Source organism: Brevibacterium sp. UMB1308A (assembly GCF_030230605.1).
Lineage (GTDB): Bacteria > Actinomycetota > Actinomycetes > Actinomycetales > Brevibacteriaceae > Brevibacterium.
Window position 1 is genome coordinate 61,309 of record NZ_JASPDO010000001.1, and the last position, 17,351, is coordinate 78,659.

General features: G+C 57.4%; 16 protein-coding genes and 1 riboswitch. Of the genes, 8 read left to right on the forward strand and 8 right to left on the reverse strand.

Translation table 11 applies throughout. The annotated features are described in order from the left end of the window. Nucleotides 1–127: 127 nt before the first annotated feature. A complete protein-coding gene (locus QP868_RS00305) occupies nucleotides 128–1,423 on the reverse strand; it encodes a purple acid phosphatase family protein (RefSeq protein ID WP_284924513.1) in 1,296 nt (431 codons plus the stop codon). A gap of 158 nt (nucleotides 1,424–1,581) precedes the next feature. On the opposite strand from QP868_RS00305, the gene QP868_RS00310 reads away from it, so the two are divergent. From QP868_RS00310 to QP868_RS00325, 4 genes are all read left to right on the forward strand, one after another. Then, on the forward strand, nucleotides 1,582–2,121 hold the full coding sequence (locus QP868_RS00310) for a DUF4916 domain-containing protein (protein WP_284924514.1): 540 nt from the start codon (nucleotides 1,582–1,584) through the stop codon (nucleotides 2,119–2,121). 80 nt (nucleotides 2,122–2,201) lie between these two features. Further along, a riboswitch (TPP riboswitch) is annotated at nucleotides 2,202–2,304 on the forward strand. Between the two features lie 25 nt (nucleotides 2,305–2,329). Next, entirely contained in the window at nucleotides 2,330–2,938 is a 609-nt protein-coding gene (locus tag QP868_RS00315) for an ECF transporter S component (RefSeq protein WP_284924515.1), read from the forward strand. Continuing rightward, nucleotides 2,935–4,320, forward strand: a complete 1,386-nt coding sequence (locus QP868_RS00320; protein ID WP_284924516.1) for an ABC transporter ATP-binding protein — start codon at nucleotides 2,935–2,937, stop codon at nucleotides 4,318–4,320. Before QP868_RS00315 ends, QP868_RS00320 begins: the two co-directional genes overlap by 4 nt. Continuing rightward, nucleotides 4,310–5,089, forward strand: a complete 780-nt coding sequence (locus QP868_RS00325; protein ID WP_284924517.1) for an energy-coupling factor transporter transmembrane component T family protein — start codon at nucleotides 4,310–4,312, stop codon at nucleotides 5,087–5,089. The genes QP868_RS00320 and QP868_RS00325 overlap by 11 nt, the downstream gene beginning before the upstream one ends. A 28-nt stretch (nucleotides 5,090–5,117) precedes the next feature. On the opposite strand, the gene QP868_RS00330 is transcribed toward QP868_RS00325, so the two are convergent. Further along, entirely contained in the window at nucleotides 5,118–5,435 is a 318-nt protein-coding gene (locus tag QP868_RS00330; RefSeq protein ID WP_284924518.1) for a putative quinol monooxygenase, read from the reverse strand. 34 nt (nucleotides 5,436–5,469) lie between these two features. On the opposite strand from QP868_RS00330, the gene radA reads away from it, so the two are divergent. The 4 genes from radA (at nucleotide 5,470) to QP868_RS00350 (ending at nucleotide 10,994) form a co-directional block, all read left to right on the forward strand. Further along, nucleotides 5,470–6,810, forward strand: a complete 1,341-nt coding sequence (gene radA / locus QP868_RS00335) for a DNA repair protein RadA (protein ID WP_284924519.1) — start codon at nucleotides 5,470–5,472, stop codon at nucleotides 6,808–6,810. Nucleotides 6,811–7,271: 461 nt separating this feature from the next. Further along, on the forward strand, nucleotides 7,272–9,599 hold the full coding sequence (locus tag QP868_RS00340; protein WP_284924520.1) for an HNH endonuclease signature motif containing protein: 2,328 nt from the start codon (nucleotides 7,272–7,274) through the stop codon (nucleotides 9,597–9,599). A 283-nt stretch (nucleotides 9,600–9,882) separates the two neighbouring features. Then, nucleotides 9,883–10,362 (forward strand): methylated-DNA--[protein]-cysteine S-methyltransferase, encoded by a 480-nt coding sequence (locus QP868_RS00345; RefSeq protein WP_284924521.1) that lies wholly within the window; start codon nucleotides 9,883–9,885, stop codon nucleotides 10,360–10,362. Between the two features lie 11 nt (nucleotides 10,363–10,373). Continuing rightward, nucleotides 10,374–10,994, forward strand: coding sequence for a DNA-3-methyladenine glycosylase I (locus QP868_RS00350; protein ID WP_284924716.1), 621 nt, complete (start codon nucleotides 10,374–10,376; stop codon nucleotides 10,992–10,994). A 59-nt stretch (nucleotides 10,995–11,053) separates the two neighbouring features. Here QP868_RS00350 and pstB read toward each other — a convergent pair whose 3' ends face one another. From pstB to mshD, 6 genes are all read right to left on the reverse strand, one after another. Further along, the gene (gene pstB, locus QP868_RS00355; RefSeq protein ID WP_005881734.1) at nucleotides 11,054–11,833 is read right to left on the reverse strand and encodes a phosphate ABC transporter ATP-binding protein PstB; all 780 of its coding nucleotides are present in this window, start codon (nucleotides 11,831–11,833) and stop codon (nucleotides 11,054–11,056) included. Nucleotides 11,834–11,858: 25 nt separating this feature from the next. Then, complete coding sequence (gene pstA, locus QP868_RS00360) at nucleotides 11,859–13,052, reverse strand: phosphate ABC transporter permease PstA (RefSeq protein ID WP_284924522.1); 1,194 nt, start codon at nucleotides 13,050–13,052, stop codon at nucleotides 11,859–11,861. Further along, a complete protein-coding gene (gene pstC, locus QP868_RS00365) occupies nucleotides 13,052–13,945 on the reverse strand; it encodes a phosphate ABC transporter permease subunit PstC (RefSeq protein ID WP_473964617.1) in 894 nt (297 codons plus the stop codon). Before pstC ends, pstA begins: the two co-directional genes overlap by 1 nt. Before the next feature lie 225 nt (nucleotides 13,946–14,170). Then, nucleotides 14,171–15,262, reverse strand: a complete 1,092-nt coding sequence (locus QP868_RS00370) for a phosphate ABC transporter substrate-binding protein PstS (RefSeq protein WP_284924524.1) — start codon at nucleotides 15,260–15,262, stop codon at nucleotides 14,171–14,173. A 190-nt stretch (nucleotides 15,263–15,452) separates the two neighbouring features. Next, nucleotides 15,453–16,427, reverse strand: a complete 975-nt coding sequence (locus tag QP868_RS00375; RefSeq protein WP_284924525.1) for an NUDIX hydrolase — start codon at nucleotides 16,425–16,427, stop codon at nucleotides 15,453–15,455. Continuing rightward, nucleotides 16,424–17,341: a mycothiol synthase gene (gene mshD, locus QP868_RS00380; RefSeq protein ID WP_284924526.1), complete on the reverse strand. Its 918-nt coding sequence runs from the start codon at nucleotides 17,339–17,341 to the stop codon at nucleotides 16,424–16,426. Before mshD ends, QP868_RS00375 begins: the two co-directional genes overlap by 4 nt. Nucleotides 17,342–17,351 lie beyond the last annotated feature (10 nt).

A 17,351-nucleotide genomic window follows, 5' to 3' on the forward strand; every position in this document is an offset into this window, starting at 1 on the left:
ATGAGAAGCGCCTGAGCACTCGGCCCCGGATTGCGACCCCGAAGCCAGTGAGACACTTCACAAGTATCTCGATATCAAGATAAACGACGTGATCGGCGTTTCCCAAATGCAGGTTGAAGGTGGGGTACTACTTGCAGCCCCGGTTGGATGGGTCAGTGAGCGTGAAGCTGTCGAGCGTTCCGCGCTTCCCCGTCGTTGCCACTTCATACGCAGTCACGCGCAATGAGCAACGCTGAGCCTTCACGCCCACATAGCCAGGCACTTTGTTGCCTTTGGCCACAGCAGCCCAGTCAGCACTTTCCTTGTTGTTGTAGAACTTAGAACCGCTGGACGACGTCGCGGTCACGTAGATCGTTTCGCCCTTCTTCTTCACCTGCTTGCTACCACCGCGGGCACCAGCGACCTTTTGGCCGTCCCCGTTTGTCAAGTAGCTCCGGGTGTACACGTGATCGTGTCCGTTCATCACCAAGTCGACATCGGCCTCGGCGATGTACTTCGGAAGCTCTTTGCGCAACCGCTTCACGTCAGCGTCGTCACGGTGAGGTCCAGACGAATACGGCGCGTGGTGGAAGGCGAGCACTGTCCAGTTTGCGTCGCGTCCTTGGTCAGCTTTGACGTCCTTGATGAACTGGCCGTGTTTCTTCCAGTTGGGGTTGTTGCTGTCCAGGACAATAAACAGCACACCTGCGTCCTTGTACCAGTAGTTGCCTGTGCCCTTTTGGTTGGGCTGACGGAAATGCTGATTGTGGCTGACGGGGTTCAGCATTTCGTGGTTGCCCTTGATCGTCATGTGCGGGAGTGTGCGCATGACCTCTGCGGCGAAGAAAGCGTCGTATTGCTTGCCCGCGCCAGTGTCGATCTGGTCGCCTAGGCTCAAGAGGAAGCGCGCGTTCGGGTGTGCCTTTGCGGCCGAGGTGACGGTCCGGTTCCAGCCTTCTGCATCGTTGGGTTCACCGTTGCCTGATCCGATCTGAGGGTCGCCCACGGCTAGGAACTCACCGCTGTTCGTGGAGAAAGACTTGGGGGTTGAGAACGTGTACACGTCCGACCAGCCGTTTTTATCGGAACCCACTTGATATGCGTACGTGGTGTTTTCTTTCAGTCCGGTCACGTGCGCTTGGTGGAAGAGGCGGGCACGGTCAATCGACACACCCGATTTTTCTTCATTGACCCGGCGCGCGTCTTCCGGAAGCTTGCCACGCACGAGGTCTTTTGCCGGCGCGATCTTGACGCTCTGCTTACCGACCTTCTTGGTGTACCACGTGAATGCGCGGTCGGTATTGCGGTCGCCTACCTGCAGGCCGAGATTGTAGATGTCAGCCTTTTTCGTCACCTCGGCGTCCGTACCCAGGGCGGGGCTCAGACCACCGGCAGACAGTAGTGCAACGAGTCCGAGCGTGGTGGCAAGCGACGTGATCTTCATTCGACAACTCCTCTGGGCAGGCGTATGTACGACGGCAAACATGGTGACTTTTCTGGGTTAACTGCGTTTAGCCTGCGGGTTACCCTCGCATGGACTTCTTCGGTTAAGGCCACGTGAGGCCATTACGCTGTGAGCGAAATCTGTGCGAAAATCGCTTTATGACGCGCACCGCTTTGGACTACGACGAAAACTGGCTCGAACCCGAAGAGCTCAACAACCTCCGGCGCAAATTGCCGCTTACATATGTGCACGGAGTGCCCGTTCAAGTGAGCGACAGTGGCGAGGTTGAACGGATTGGGCTCCTCCTGCGCACCCTTCCAGACCAGACCTTAGGGCGAGAAATCGTTGGTGGCCGAGTCCGCTTCCACGAAACCTTGCGGAACGCGCTCGCCCGTCACTGCGAACAGGACTTAGGTCCCCTCGCACTTCCGGTTTTTCCCACCTCGCTCACCCCGTTCCACGTGGCCGAATACTTCCCCACGCAAGGCGTGAGCAAGTACTACGACCCCCGCCAGCACGCAGTGGCCCTGTGCTACATCCTGCAGGTGCGCGGTGAATGCACGCCCCGTCAAGACGCGTTGAGCTTTGACTGGTTCGCACCCCAAGAGCTTCTGCGCGACGACATCATCGCCGATATGTGCCACGGCCAGCACCACATCGTGAAGGCAGCCCTTGCGCACCTGGGGATCCTGCCGTAGAAAGCCGAGGCACACCTCGGGCGGTTCTGTAGCCGGTTTCTTCTCAGGGTTTCTTCCCTCCTCTTTTATGTGTAATGTGTGATCCGCGACAGGGGAGCGCCAGAAGGGGCGCTGAGAGTGCTGATGCAGACCCTCGAACCTGATGCGGTTAGGACCGCCGAAGGGAGTCGAGTTTCTCTTTACCCCTCCTGAATCCTTGGGAGGATACATGTCATCGACGACAGAAGCAGTAAAGACTCACACAAACACGTGGCGAGTTGTTGACATTGTTGTGTGCGCCGTAATCGCGGTTGCGGTTGGCCTTTTGTTTGCCTTGTGGGCAGCTCTGTGGAGTGGCTTTGAGTTGCTGTTTGCCACGACTTTCCCGCCTGCCGTGGCGCTGTTTGGTGGCGTGTGGGTGCTCGCGGGCCCGCTGGCCGCAATGATCATCCGCAAGCCGGGTGCCGCGCTGTTCTGTGAGCTGCTGGCCGCGATTTTCGAGGCTGTTTTGGGCTCCCACTTTGGTGTGGTTGCGGTGTTCTCTGGGTTCCTGCAGGGACTGGGTGCGGAGCTCGTGTTTGCCGCGTTCAGGTACCGCAAGTTCACGCTCCCCGTGAGCATTCTGGCAGCCATGCTTGCGGGACTGTTCATGGGTGTTCACGAATCGATCATTTACCTTGCGGAATGGTCGTTGGGCTTCCGGGTTGCTTACACCGGTCTTGCCGTGCTGTCATCAGCCGTTTTAGCTGGGGTGATCCCATGGTTGCTCACACGCATGCTCGCTTCAGCTGGGGCGCTCAACGCGTTTGCTTCTGGTAACACCGGGCACGAGGTGTGAGCCACCTCCGCGCGACCGATTTTGGGTGGAAGCATGCCGGCCGTAAGCGACCTGCCCTCACCGGAATTTCGCTGGACATTGCGGCTGGCGAGCGCGTCCTGATTGCGGGCGCGTCTGGGGCTGGCAAGTCCACGTTCTTGCACGCTGTGGCCGGGGTTTTGCCCAGTGAGTCGGGGACTCAATTTGGGCAGTTGCTCATCGACGGCACGGCCCCGGACCCTACCCGAGGTCGTACCGGCTTGGTTTTGCAGGACCCGGATTCGCAGGCGGTGTTGTCACGAATTGGCCCTGACATTGCGTTTGGGGCTGAGAATCTGCGGGTGCCAGTTGAGGAGATCGCTGAGCGTGTCCAGTGGGCTATGGAGACGGTGGGGTTACCATTTCCGCCAGAGTGGCCCACAGCCAAGCTGTCGGGTGGGCAGAAGCAGCGGGTTGCTCTTGCTGGGGTTTTAGCGATGCGTCCGTCGATTATTTTGCTGGACGAACCCACGGCAAACATTGACCCACAGTCGGCTCCTGGGTTGCGGGATGCTGTGATCCGGTCTGCGGATGAGACCGGTGCGACGTTGCTGGTTGTTGAGCACCGTTTGGATCTGTGGGCCCAACATGTGGACCGCATGGTGGTCCTCTCCCCCACCGGGGTCATTGCGGACGGCCCGCCACACCACATCATGGAGACGCACCGGCAGGAGTTGGAAGACGCCGGCTTGTGGTTGAGCCACGTACGGCCCAAGCGTCGGGAGCTGCGTGGGGCCACTGGCCCGCAGCTGCTCCAGGTCGACGCCACAGTGGGTCGCCAGGCAGACGTCAACCACGTGGCGTTTTCCCTGGCACAAGGTCAAGCGTTGGCAATCACGGGAGCCAACGGGGCCGGAAAGTCCACGGCGGCGCTGACGGCAGCGGGGCTTTTACGACCTCGGGCGGGGCAGGTCACAGCCAGCCCGGAACTACAAGCCTGGGCGCCGGAGTTTCCTGTGCGTAGCGCCAGCCCGCATAAGTGGAAGGCCCGGGCGTTGGCGCGCAGGATTGGGAAGGTGTTTCAGACTCCTGAGCACCAGTTCGTCACTCGCACGGTGCGTGACGAGCTGGTTTTGGGCGGGGTGGATCCGGACTCGGTTTTGGAGCGGTTGCGGCTTGACCATGTGGCGTTGGCGCACCCGTCCACGCTCAGCGGTGGCGAAAAGCGGCGGTTGAGTGTCGCGTGCATGCTGGCCGCGCCAGTTCTCATTGTGGACGAGCCCACGTTTGGTCAAGATGCGCACAGCTGGCGAGAGCTGGCACGGTTACTCAACGAGGCGGTTGATAGCGGGGCGGCACTGCTCACAGTGACGCACGACCAAGATTTTATTCACGCAGTGGGGGCTGACGAGTATGGGATTTGAGGTTCGTTCTACTCCGCTCACCCGCACTAACCCACTCACCAAGATCGCCATTATGTTGCTGATTACGGTGGGGGTTGTCCTGTCGATTGACGTGGTCAGCGCGTCACTCATGATGGTTTTTGTGATTGTGTTTTTCCCGCTGACTGGGTTTCCTGTGAAGCGGTTGTTTACCCACTTGTGGTTTATTCCGCTGGCCGCGTTTGCTACGGGGTGGGCGACTGTTCTGTTGGCGGAAGGGGCTGGCCCGGTCTTGTTCACCTTTGGTCCGTATGAGGTGACGGCCAGGTCGGTTGAGGTGGGGTTTGCACTGTTTTTGCGCTCGCTCGCGATGTCTCTGCCGTGCGTGGTTTTGGCGTTTTCGATCGATTCGACTGAGCTGGCTGATTCTCTGGTCCAGCTTTTGAAGATGCCCGAACGGTTCGTTTTGGGGGCTTTGGGGGCCGCGCGTTTGGCGGGGCTCTTGTCAGAACAGTTGGAGACGATCCGGTTTGCCCGCCGCGCACGAGGTGTTGCCCACGAAGGTTTCTTTGGGGGCCTTCTCGACTTTTTTCCTATCGCGTTCGCGTTGCTGACCGAGGCGATCCGGCGAGCTGTGCGCTTAGCGATGGCGATGGAGGGGCGCGCGTTTGGCACCAAGGGCCGCACGTGGACTCGTCGGGTGAGCCTGGGCGCTGGTGACTGGGTGGCGATGGGGTGTGCAGGCGCGCTGGCCGCAACCTGCATCACCGCATCGGTGGCCACCGGGAATTGGAACTTTATTTTGAGTTAGATCTGGTGACAGCCCGGTCAGGGTGTCGTTAGATCTTCAGTTCGCCCATATCTTCGAACCCGTTGCCTTCGACCTGGCGGGAAACGATCTGCGGGGTCGAAAGTAGGTGCGGGCGCATAGCTTCGAGACCCTTGGCAAAGTGGTCACTGGTGACGTGAGGTTCAGCACCTTCGTCGGTGAACCCTTCAACCAGCACGTACTGGTTGTCTTTTTCGAGGCTCTTGGACCATTCGAAGAACAAGTTTCCTTCTTCAGCACGGGTGGCTTCGGTGAATTCGCGAACGATTTCAGGCCACTGGTCGACGGATTCTGGTTTGACGTCATATTTCACAACAATGAAGTACATGGTCCCAGTGTAGGTGTCATGGGAACATAGATCTATGGCGTACACGTGTAGCGAATGTGGATCTTCAACCCCTAAGTGGATGGGCAAGTGCCCCAAGTGCCAGTCGTGGGGAACCCTTGAAGAAAGCGCCGGCCCAGGCGTGTCCGTCAAAACTCAAGCTACTTTTTCTGGCAAACGCGCCACCCCGGTCACACAGGTGGACGCAACCACCGCCTCGGCGACGTCCACCGGAGTCAGCGAACTTGACCGCGTGCTGGGAGGCGGGCTGGTGCCAGGTGCCGTGATCCTGCTGGCCGGCGAACCGGGGGTGGGTAAGTCTACGTTGTTGCTCGATGTGTCTGCGAAAGCCGCGAAGGCTGGCAGGCGTGTTTTGTATGTCACGGGTGAGGAATCGCAGGGGCAGGTGCGCCTGCGAGCTGAACGGACGGGGGCGCTGTCGGACAATCTGTTCTTGGCAAACGAAACTGACTTGGCGGCGGTGCTGGGGCTCATCGAGGTGGAGGACCCGGAGCTGCTCATTGTGGATTCGGTGCAGACCTTGGCGTCTGACCGGGTGGAAGGTGTGCCAGGTGGGGTCACACAGGTGCGGGAAGTTGCGTCCGCGGTGATCCGGGCAGCAAAAGCGCGCAATCTGCCCACCGTGCTGGTGGGGCACATTACCAAGGACGGGACGGTCGCGGGGCCCAGGTTGCTGGAGCACTTGGTCGATGTGGTGTGTTCGTTCGAAGGCGATAAGCACACACGTTTGCGCATGTTGCGGGCGATTAAGAACCGTTTTGGTCCCACAGATGAGGTGGGGTGCTTCGCGATGACGGAAGAAGGGATCACTAGTGAATCCGACCCGTCTGGGTTGTTCTTGTCGCGGTCGCAAATTAACGCTCCGGGCACGTGTTTGACGGTGACGCTGGACGGGAAGCGCCCGTTGGTCATTGAGGTGCAGGCGCTCACCATGGAGGCGGCCGGTGGGAATCCTCGGCGAACCGTGAGTGGAATGGATTCTAACCGTGTGGCCATGCTCATTGCGGTGGCCTCGAAGAGCATGAACCTGGCACGGTCTGATGTTTTTGTGTCGACTGTGGGCGGGGCAAAGATTCAAGAACCGGCAGCTGACCTGGCGGTGGCGTTGGCGTTGGCGTCGGCTGCGGCGGACAAGCCTCAGTATTCGCGGTTGGTGGCGATTGGCGAGTTGAGCTTGTCTGGTGAGATTAGGCGCGTGCCAAATGTGGGGCAACGGCTAGCAGAGGCTGCGCGGATGGGGATCGACACTGCCGTGGTTGCCAGCGGGTCGCTGGCAGATGTGACTTTGCCTCAGGGTATTCGGGTGAAAGAAGTGAGCAATCTGGCTCAAGCAATTGAGCTGACGCTGAAACGGTAGGCGGGCAGGCTCAAACGGCGCCAAGCGAGCGGGACGGCGCGTTATATTGCTCAGTTTTGCTCGCTTTGGGTGGTTTCGTCTGGTTGGGGCTGTTTCTTGTCCGGGCGCCCAGCTTGCCTAGCCGCCAAGCGCAATCTCGCGCCAATTAAGTGACGCCAATTAAGTGACGCCGCCAAGGCCTACGTTGGCGCGTGAAGTAGAACTCCGTGCTGCACCACTTAAGCACCGTCACCTCTGCGTAGGAGCGGACCGCAGTCTTTATAACTAGACACCTTTACCCTCACTCGTCCGTCCTGATCGTGCGTGCGAAACAGCCCGGTCCTACCCTCTCACTGGAAGCCCATTCTTTGCGTGTGCGACTGAACGCTCGTTCGAAAATAAATAGAAAAAGATCAGGCCAAAGCCTTGACTAACGTAATCGAACGCAAATAGAATAGGAGTACACGAGGAGGTGACCCCACATGACCACGACCCACACGCGCAACGACTTATATGACGGGCCGGCTGTGGAACTGTTTGAAACAGTCAAAGACACCACGCGCATCATGGATGAAGCACAGGTGAAACAAGCCGAAGCCGTCGCAGCAGTCGTCAGCGCCCACATTGTGCCGTTGGATGACTTCACTCATGGTCTACACGCAGTGTTTACTTCCAACTCAGGCGCTGGCCCACTCGTCACAGGCGGTGCAACGAACGAGGCTGTGGGGGCATGCTCAAACGTGGGAGCAGTTGCTGGCTCTTCCTTTGATGCGGCTTCTTCTCATACGGCTTCTTTTTCCACGGCTCGTGTTTCGGGGTCTGTGGGTGTGGATGATGTGGTGGCGTGTGTGGTGTTGCCTACGGGGGAGGTGGCCACAGTGGCCAGTGTTGAACGCGTGGTTGATGAGTTGCCGACGCCGACTGAGGGAGTGTTGGCGAAGCTTTTAGATTGCACACGGTCACAACTTATAACCCGGTTACGCAAGATCATGACAGCGGTCGTGCTTATGCCCAAGTTGTGGTCGTTGGCTAAGCAGGGTGTGATCAGCTTCGACCGGGTCTTGTATACGGCTGGCAGGGTTGTTCGTGCTGGGGTGTGTATCCCGGTGTTTGATGACATGCTCACCAACAAACCCGTGAACGTGCCCTGGAAAACCTACAGACGCCACGTCAACGAAATCCTCGCCATGCTCACCACCCCAGAAACCCAGGTCGAGAACGCGAAACGTAACCGGGGAGTGTCGTATTGGGTCAACGATGACGGGACAGCCACACTGTCGCTGACTGGTCCTGTGTTGGAGATGGAAGCGTTTTACCAACGTGTGCGTGGAACTGCCAGGGCAATCCTCGCGAACCACATAGAACCGTTTACTGCCACGTTGACGGATGAACAACAATCCCTGTTCATCACTGAGAAGAATGGGGACACGACTGAAGTGCGTGTAGGGGACCTGGGTCGGGTTGAGGTTGATGATGACCGGCTCATGGACCAACTCACCCTGGATCTGATCACCGGGGCAAAACCCTCAACCACACTACGTATCCGAGTGACCCCGACGGGTAAACAAGCACCCATCAAAGTCACCTACACCAAACCAGATAGCCCGAGCACGGAAGATGCCAGTGGTGTTGGTGGTTCTGTGTGGGCTGAGAAGTGTGAAGCCAGGCAAGCTGAAGACGTGTACGAGCTTGAGTTGTGCGTATCCATGCCTGAAAAAGACGAATGGTTAAAAGCCCAAGCCAGCATCACCGTCACAGTCCCAGTCCTGCACTTCCTCACGCACCTACCACCACCAGGCACGGAGAGAAGACCCGAGGAACAAAGACCTGAGAGACAACGCCCTGGAAAAGACCCCGGGCCAAACAAACACAGACCCGGATCAGATCAAGACTTCAGAAGAAACCAAACCGACGAACGAATATACGAGGACCAAGGGAGAACTGGGTCATCTCCACCGCGGACTGATGCGCCGCCTGGGACTGATGCGCCACAGGGTAGTGGGCTTGATTTTGGGTTGCCGATCACGGTGGATCCAGGTGCGCGGGTTCCGGTGATGATGAATGGCCGGGTGCCGTTAGACGCTAAGACTGCTGATGAGCTGATTGCTCAGGCGAAGTGGGTGTATCGGATGTTCACCGACCCCGAAACCGGGGTAGTCCTGGAATCCACACCGACGAAGTATTACATCCCAGCAGCGTTGAAACGCATGGTTGAAGCCAGGCATCCTGATTGCAGTGTCCCGTGGTGTGCCACACCTGCCAGGGTGTGCGAAAAAGACCATATCGAACCGTTTAACCATCAGGATCCTGAAAATGGTGGGTTGACGGTGATGGAGAATCTGCACCCGTTGTGTAAGCGGCATCATCAAGAGAAAACCCAGAAACGGCTCCGCGTCGACAAGATGGATGATGGTTCTCTTGCGTGGATGTTGCCCAGGATTGGTGCCATGCTGGTCTACCCGCCAGAATCACGGATTAACCAACTCCAGTACGAACGGTTACTCGAGTACTTCGACACTGGTGATCAAGACATCAGCGGCACCATTAATGAGTACCTAGCAACAGAACACGAAACCACGCACCGCTCTCAATCCGGGACTGGTCATGGTGCAGAACCCACGGAGGCAGGCAGCCCTGAGTCCACGGCCGCGAACCGCCTTGAACCAGGGACTGCTGATAATCCTGGGAGGACCCACGAGTATCTCTGCGAGTACCCTCGCGCGGTCGCTGACGAGTACGCAATCGCAGGGGAGGTGTTCAACGGGGACACCCGCCCCTGGGAACCAAGCGAAGAACCACCACCGTTCTGATCTGCTACGACCATTCTGATGTGAGCGGTGGCAGTTAGTTAACCTGAAAGCGGACGGTCTGATAGGGAGTTCTAACCAAAACTGTTCGATCCATCGCCCCCTCTGACTACGGGTAGCGCGAAACAGAGCCACCCTAACCAGAACTGCTCTGACCAGGTTCGCCTTTCCCAAGACCGAGCAAACCAAATCCGTACTGACGACCCTTACAAACAACCCCTACAAACAGTCGCACTGATATACCGTTGAAACCATTCACCCAGGCCATACCTACGGCAGGAGCGCAATGACACTTAACTACTGCACCCACCCAACACCTCTGGGCGAGCTACTACTTGTCACGCGCAACGGTGCGCTCGTCAACGTCGGGCTGCCAGGGCAAAACATCGAACCGCCCCGCCACGCAATCGTCGGAAAGCAAGACACAGGGGAACACCTCGGCGCCATCACCCAGCAACTCGACGAATACTTTAGCGGCAAGCGCACCACATTCAACGTCAACACAGACCTCAGCGCCACAACCGAATTCAGGCGGACCGTTCTGGAACACCTGCTGACAATCCCATACGGGCACACACAAACCTACGCCCAAGTTGCCCAAGCAATAGGCCGACCCCGTGCCGTGCGCGCAGTAGGCTCGGCATGCGCCACCAACCCGATACCCATCGTCATTCCGTGCCACCGGGTACTCCGATCCGACGGGTCACTCGGCGGCTACGCCGGTGGTCTGGACATGAAACGCGCACTCTTGGAACTCGAGCAGTGACCGCTCGAACAGTGACCGAACGAACCACGCCACTAAGCCACGCAGAGGCCACCGCCCGCGGGCTAGTCCTCGGCGAAGACGGTCTAGCCCGTCCAGAGTGGGCGTCCCACGATCCGCTCCTCCGTAACTACTACGACCACGAATGGGGCGTACCCGTCACCGACGAAACCGGCCTCTTCGAACGGCTATCACTGGAAGCATTCCAATCGGGACTCTCGTGGGCAACGATCCTCAAAAAGAGGCCCGCATTCCGAGAAGCATTCGCAAACTTCAACCCCGAAGTCGTCGCCAACTTCGACGACACCGACCGGCACCGCCTCCTGGCAGACACCCGCATCGTGCGCAACCGAGCAAAAATCAACGCCTCCATCAACAACGCACAAGCAACACTGCAACTGCGCGACAGTGGGGGACTCGCCACACTTGTGTGGTCATTCCAACCAGGCTCGTGGACACCTCCGAAGTCAGTAAGCGAAATCCCAACCACATCGCCGGAATCCCACGCACTAGCCAAAGCCCTGCAGAAAAAAGGCTTCAAGTTCGTAGGACCCACAACCATGTTCGCGCTCATGGAAGCCGTCGGAATCGTGGACACACGCGTGGAAGGAGCGCACCGGCCAGACAACACTTAGAAACAGAAACACTAAGGGCCACACCCATGGCAGGTGTGGCCCTTGTTCGTGTATCTGGCTTATCCGAAACGACCAGAAATGTAGTTCTGAGTTTCTTCGTGAGTCGGGTTCGAGAAGATGACCGAGGTGTCATCGTACTCGATCAGGTGACCCGGCTTACCGGTTCCAGCAATGTTGAAGAACGCGGTCTTGTCAGCTACACGCGCAGCCTGCTGCATGTTGTGCGTAACAATCACAACCGTGTACTGCTCCTTAAGGTCGTTGATCAGGTCCTCAACAGCCAAGGTCGAAATCGGGTCAAGAGCTGAACACGGCTCGTCCATGAGGATCACATCTGGCTCAACAGCAATCGTGCGAGCAATGCACAGACGCTGCTGCTGACCACCAGACAAACCTGAACCTGGACGGTCCAAACGGTCCTTCACTTCGTTCCACAGGTTCGCACCCGTGAGCGAACGCTCAACAATCTCATTCGCACGCTTCGTGCTCAGGCGAGTTCCGTTGAGTTTGTAACCTGCCAGAACGTTTTCGCGAATCGACATCGTTGGGAACGGGTTAGGGCGCTGGAACACCATACCCACCATGGTGCGAACCACAACAGGGTCTACGCCAGGTCCGTAAATGTCTTCGTTATCCAGCAGAATCTGACCCTCAGCACGAGCACCCGGAAGCACTTCGTGCATACGGTTGATAGTGCGGAGGAACGTGGTCTTACCGCAACCGGAAGGACCGATGAATGCGGTGACGCTACGAGGTGCAATGTCGATGTTGACCTTCTCTACCGCAAGGAAGTTGCCGTAGTAGACGTCTAGGTCAATGGCTTGGATGCGCTTTGACATAAGTGTTTCCTTCTTCTTTGCGGCCTTAGCGACCGGTCTTCTTAGGTGCGAACGCTTTAGCGATAATACGAGCGACGAGGTTCAGAAGCATCACGATGACGATCAGAACCAGAGCCGCTGCCCACGCACGTGCGATCGATGGGTCCGGTGCTGCCGGCGCAGTTGGGTTGACGAGTTGACGGTAAATGTACACCGGCAGAGCAGTCATCCATCCGTTGAACACATTCCAGTTGGTCGTTGCAATGTAACCGGCGGTCACCAGGATCGGTGCGGTTTCACCGGTGACACGTGCAATAGCCAGCGTCACACCAGAAGCGATACCGGAGATCGAGGTAGGAAGAACAACCTTCATAATGGTGCGCCACTTACGAACACCCAGCGCGTAGGACGCTTCGCGCAGTTCGTTCGGAACAACACGCAACATTTCTTCAGTCGAACGCACCACAACCGGAATCATCAGAATGGACAGAGCAATCGCAGCAGTGAAACCCATCTTGACCAGCTGCAACTTAGCCGGGCTCGTGCCAATGAACGTCGTGATGAACAGCTGGAACACGGCAAACGCGAACAGACCCGCAACAATTGACGGAATACCGGTCATAACGTCCACGAAGAACGTGATCGCACGCGAGAAAAACTTTCCTTTACCGTACTCAACCAGGTAGATAGAGGTCATCAGTCCCACAGGGACCGAAATGATCGTCGCCAGCAGGGTAATCATGAGCGTACCTACCAGACCGTGTGCAAAACCACCCATGAGTGGTCCGCCTTGTGCAGTCTTCTGGTCGGTCGCACCAGTGACGCCAGCCATGTCTTGGAAGAGCATCGCTGGGTTTCGGATCAAGCTAGGAAGGCCGTTCCCGACCACTGTCCAAATGACAGAGATCAGCGGGAGGAGGGCGATGATGAACGTCGCCCACACAAGGTTCTTCCAGAGTCCGTCTGCTGCGCGACGACGATTCTCCAGAGCGAACGTTGCGACATACATACCGATGATGTACGCAATCGCAGTGATGATAGCGAAGCCCACAAGCGAGAACGTGTGCTGAACCAAGAACGTCCATGCAAGCCCTACAACAATGGCTCCAGCCAGAACGGCAATCCAGATCCATGACGGCTTCTGACCAGCGGTCAAGGAGTTCTTCTGCTTGCCCTTACGCGCAAGCGTCTTTGGTGCTTCAGCTTTGGTGTCAGTGTTTGTCTCAGCGTTTTTCGACATTAGTTAGCCCCCGAGAATTCTTTGTGGCGGCTGACAATCCAGCGCGCAAGCATGTTGACGACCAGAGTGATGATGAACAGCATCAAACCTGCCGCAATCAGTTCGTTCTGGCGCATTCCGAATGCTTCTGGGAAGTTCAGTGCAATTTCTGACGGAATGGTTGCGTTGTGTCCGGACGAAATGAGGCTGAGCGAGAAAATACCGGGCGAAAGCACCAGGGTCACAGCCATGGTCTCACCGAGAGCGCGCCCCAGCCCAAGCATGATGGACGAAATGATACCCGCGCGAGCAAATGGGAAAACTGTCATACGGATCATTTCCCAACGTGTTGCACCAAGCGCAAGCGCTGCTTCTTCATGCAACTTCGGTGTCTGGACGAAGATCTCACGACACAGAGACGTAATGATGGGCAGAATCATGACGGAAAGAACGATTCCGGACGTGAGGATCGTACGGCCCGTGTTCGAAGCTTCGCCACTAAAGAATGGGATCCAGCCCAAGTTCTTGTTGAGCCACGCATACGCAGGGACCAGCGATGAGGCGAGAAATGTCATACCCCACGCACCGTAGACAACAGAAGGAATCGCAGCGAGGAGGTCGATGACGTACCCAACCGGAGTTGCGATTTGACGAGGAGCATAGTGCGAAATGAAGAGAGCAACTCCCACCGCGATCGGGGTGGCAATGAGCAGTGCAATAGCCGATGCAATGAGCGTTCCAGCCATAAGTGGCCAGACGTACTGGAAGAAGCTGTCCGCACTAACGATGCTGTCTTGATTTGAAAAGACCTTTGGCCACAGTGCTGGAAGGGACTCGACTACCAGGAAGATAGCAACAAACGCGAGGACCAGAAGAATAATGGCACCGGCAGCCAGTGCAAGACCAGAGAACACCTTGTCTCCAGCCGCGCCGCCACGTGCCGCCTTGGCGACCGAAGGAGCCTTCTTGTCCTGTGGCTCCGCAGTAGTATGGCTCACAATAAATCCCTAAATTGAACGGAAAGCGGGTGTGTCCCGCTAGCGGATATGTGTGAAAGTCATGTGCACAGAACAGCCACCAGACCCAGACTGCGGGTCCGGTGGCTGCCCTTTCAGCACAAGCTATCTATGTTCAAGCAATTAGCCCTGAGCAGTGATAGCGTCGATTTCCTTCATCGCAGCGTCGCGAGTGGTCTGCGAGATAGGAGCGTTACCAGCTGCAGCTTCTGCGTCCTTCTGACCCTTTTCGGATACTACGTAGGAAGCGAATGCCTTTGCGAGGTCAGCGGTTTCCTGGTCCTGGTACTGCTTGCAGTAGATGTGGTAGGAAACCAGAACGATTGGGTAAACGCCCGATTCTTCGCTCTTACGGTCAAGTTCGATAGCACCAGCTTCACCAGGCTTGGAAGCGTCGACCATCTTTGCAGCAGCTTCTGCTGAGTAAGGAACGTATTCTTCACCGACCTTGACGGAAACGGTTCCGAGTTCACCAACCTGGGAAGCGTCAGCGTAGGTGATCGCACCTTCCTTCTGCTGGGTCAGCGAAACAACACCGGAGGTCTGCTGAGCAGATTCGCCACCGAGTTCCTTTGGCCAGGTTTCGATTTCGCCTGGCTTCCAAGCGTCACCAGCAGCTTCAGCGAGGTAAGCGGTGAAGTTTTCGGTGGTACCGGAGTCGTCTGCACGGTGGACAGGAACGATGTCCATGTCAGGCAGTTCGGTGCCTTCGTTCTGCTTTGCGATTGCGTCGTCGTTCCACTTCTTGATTTCGCCAGCGAAGATCTTAGCGATGGTTTCTGCATCGAGCTTGACTTCGTCTACGCCAGGAAGGTTGTAAGCAACTGCGATTGGGGAGATGTATGCAGGAACGTGGAAAGCGCCACCGTCGCCACAAACCTTCTTTGCTTCTTCGAGCTCTTCGTCCTTCAGAGCTGCGTCGGAACCAGCGAAGGAGTACTGGCTACCCAGGAAACCTTTACGTCCGGAACCGGAGCCTACTGGGTCGTAGTTGACGGAGAGTGCAGGGTTGTCAGCCTTAACGCCTTCGGCCCATGCGGTCATAGCAGCTTCCTGCGAGGAAGCGCCACCGCCAATCAGGGTGCCGGATACGGCCTTGTCGCCGCCGTTTTCGCCGCCCTTGTCGCCACCTTCGGAGGAGCCACCACAAGCGGACAGGGTCAGAGCACCAGCAGCCAGAATTGCTGCGGCAGGAGCGAAACGCTTGAGCTTCACGAGGATACCTTTCGGTCTGTTCTGTCTGGGGAAGTTCCCCACGTGCATCTCAACGTTAAAAGTCGATGGTTTACGCAAGTGTCTGAACAGGTTAACGGGGGGTTAAATCGCTTGGAAAAAGTTGAGATTTTGGTTACTTTTTCATCACAGTGAGGCCCGCCTAGTAGGTAACCGTGACGCTGATCACTCGTTAAGTATCAATCGGCCGGTACCGCTCAACCTCAACAATCCGCGGTACTGGTCCCGGCCGGAAATAGGCGATCAAGATCTCGCCGGGGTTCATATACGGGTCTTCGCTGGGAAGCTTTTCCGCCAAGCCTGTAGGTGCAAAAGACGCGAGAGTACGGAACACCGTCGGAAGAACAGGTCGGTGCGTACACACGGCAACCGCTTGCTCTTTCGCGATGAGTTTTTCCAGCGCCTGGACGGTCTTTTCAGGCTTGTTTGCGTTGTTCTTTTCGCTCAGCCACTTAATCGTCTTGATGTTTTTGCCCGTGGAAGCGGAGTACGGCTTGAGCGTGGCAACGCAACGTTTCCAGGGACTCGAAACCAACCGCTTAGGCTCCCACGCGTCAAGCAGTCCGATCAGCGCCAATGACTGCCGCGTTCCCAAGCCCAATAACGGTCGGACCTGCTCTGTTTCGTGCCATTTAGAACGCGGAAACGCCTTACCGTGGCGCACGATGATGACGGGAAATCCATACAAACTCCCCGTCTGGTGCGCCTGCTCCAACCGGTCTAACTGTTCACGGTCAGAAAAGCGGGTGAGCTTGTTGCGCGCGTCTTCGATTGGTAACCACACAGCCTTGTCAATCTCTTTGGGATTAGAAGGCCGAGGTGGTGCTTCGGTTGCGACGCGTGCCGCCCAGTATTCGACGTGCTTGGAAAGTTTTTTCCCAACCGTGTACCGCGCCGATGGCAGGGGGAGGCCCAAAACCACGCGGTATCCGGTTTCTTCTTCAATCTCCCGAATTGCACATTCGGGGAGCGTTTCGCCTTTCTCGACTTTTCCTTTGGGCCACGCCCAGTCGTCGTATTTGGGTCGGTGGACAAGAAGGACTTCGAGGCGTCCGCCAGCCTTGCGCCACAGTACGGCACCAGCCGCGAGGACATCGGCGTTGAGTCGGGCGGATTCGCCAGCGTTGGAAACGGGGGTGGGGCTCACGTGTGGTCCTGCGGTGCATAGCTGATGTGGCGAATTTCGTTCACAAATCCGAGCTTCTTATACACATGCAATGCTGCGTCATTGTCAGATTCGACGTACAGCTCAATCGCGTCCACACCACTGTCGATGAGGTGCCGCATACCAGCGTTCATGAGCACCGTGCCTAGGCCCCGGGAGTGGACGTGCGGGTCAACTCCAATGACGTACACCTCGCCCATGGTGAGCCCGCTGGGGTGGTCTGTGTGAATCTTGGTGTGGTGGAATCCCACAATGTCACCGTTGTGGACCGCAAAGAAAACAGATGCAGGGTCAAAGCTGTGATCTTCCACGATGCGCGCATAGTCTTGCGCGCTCTGGTTGCCCTGTTCCGGGTGCCAGCTAAAAGCTGCGTTGTTGATTTCGCGCCACCGGACTTCGTCGCCAGGCTGATACGTGTGAATTTCGACCCCTTCGGGGGCGTTCACCTCCGGAACAGCAAGCTCCTCTTCCACCGTCTTCGTTGACAGCTGCAAAAGAACTCGCTCACGCGCAAACCCGAACGATTCAGCTAGTGCACTGGCTGCAGGATGATCTCCGTGAGACCACGCCCACGTGCGTGAAGCAACCCCCGCCTCACGGGCGCGCACAAGGAGGTTTTCAGCCAAAAGGCGACCACCACCTCGGCCGCGGAATTCCGGTACCACGCACATTTCCAAGGCACCACGTTCACCTTGGTCCACAACAGCGCCAAAACCCGCCAATTGGTCATCAACCACCAGCCCAAGCGAAATAGGCTCGTGCGATGCAGATTCGGCCCCTTGCGCAAGTGCGTCAAGCACGCCGTCAGACAAGGGTGCGACGTGGTCGTGAGCGGTCACGTGGCGCAGGAGTTCACGGACGTTGTCGTCCACGTTCAGCTGGCAGGTGTGTGACACGCAGGTCCTT

What these genes read in the sequence shown, in the direction of transcription:
- QP868_RS00305 (WP_284924513.1), bottom strand. Translation starts at nt 1,423, where the DNA reads ATGAAGATCACGTCGCTTGCCACCACGCTCGGACTCGTTGCACTACTG.
- QP868_RS00310 (WP_284924514.1), top strand. Translation starts at nt 1,582, where the DNA reads ATGACGCGCACCGCTTTGGACTACGACGAAAACTGGCTCGAACCCGAA.
- QP868_RS00315 (WP_284924515.1), top strand. Translation starts at nt 2,330, where the DNA reads ATGTCATCGACGACAGAAGCAGTAAAGACTCACACAAACACGTGGCGA.
- QP868_RS00325 (WP_284924517.1), top strand. Translation starts at nt 4,310, where the DNA reads ATGGGATTTGAGGTTCGTTCTACTCCGCTCACCCGCACTAACCCACTC.
- QP868_RS00330 (WP_284924518.1), bottom strand. Translation starts at nt 5,435, where the DNA reads ATGTACTTCATTGTTGTGAAATATGACGTCAAACCAGAATCCGTCGAC.
- radA (WP_284924519.1), top strand. Translation starts at nt 5,470, where the DNA reads ATGGCGTACACGTGTAGCGAATGTGGATCTTCAACCCCTAAGTGGATG.
- QP868_RS00340 (WP_284924520.1), top strand. Translation starts at nt 7,272, where the DNA reads ATGACCACGACCCACACGCGCAACGACTTATATGACGGGCCGGCTGTG.
- QP868_RS00345 (WP_284924521.1), top strand. Translation starts at nt 9,883, where the DNA reads ATGACACTTAACTACTGCACCCACCCAACACCTCTGGGCGAGCTACTA.
- pstB (WP_005881734.1), bottom strand. Translation starts at nt 11,833, where the DNA reads ATGTCAAAGCGCATCCAAGCCATTGACCTAGACGTCTACTACGGCAAC.
- pstA (WP_284924522.1), bottom strand. Translation starts at nt 13,052, where the DNA reads ATGTCGAAAAACGCTGAGACAAACACTGACACCAAAGCTGAAGCACCA.